The sequence below is a fragment of the Azotobacter armeniacus genome (assembly GCF_054779355.1).
The window spans coordinates 1-617 of the sequence record NZ_BAAGYK010000146.1; the positions used below are offsets into that span (position 1 = coordinate 1).

Consider the following 617-nt stretch of genomic DNA (forward strand, 5'->3'; position numbering starts at 1 on the left):
AACGGCAGGCGGCTGGGCCGCTTGAGCAGGCCGTTGGCCTCTCCGGCATCGCCGCTGCGCGGCATGGCCACACCGAGGAAGGCCAGCATGCCCATGGCCATTCCGCCGGCAATCACCTGACGACGGCCGATGCCCTCGATCAGGTCGTTCATGTGCGGATTGCCCGAGTGATTGCTGGGTACTTCGTCGCCATCGCCGAACAGGGCGGTGTCTTTGTCGGTCGCCATGAGATAGCTCCCTCTAGGTGGGCGAAAAGGGACGAACCTAAAGCCTAAAGAGAGGGAGCGACAGAAAAGTGACAGTTATGGGGGAGGGAATGGCTTAAGTGGCGTGCTCGTACAACGACGATCAATGTGCTGATGCGTCCACCCGTCCCGCAACGAAAGCGCGCTGCGCGATGGCCAGGCCTTCCGCAGAGGGCAGGATTTCGCGGCCGCCCTGGGGCTGACGCCAAGGCAGCACAGCACCGGTGGACGAGACCGCCTGCTGGGCATCGGGGTGAATGCCCAGGGCAATCGCATGAAGCGAGTGGCTCGCATTTGCAGAGGAAAGCGCAAGCCGACTCAGGTGGTGGCCCTGGATGGCAAAACCAGTCGTCGTACGGCCACGGCCGGTGA

The 617-nt window shown here is 63.4% G+C and carries 1 pseudogene; it reads right to left on the minus strand.

Annotation, left to right across the window (positions count from 1 at the left end):
• Positions 1 to 227, minus strand: a pseudogene (locus tag ACYVD0_RS19175) (Tat pathway signal protein); the annotation flags it as partial.
• Positions 228 to 617 lie beyond the last annotated feature (390 nt).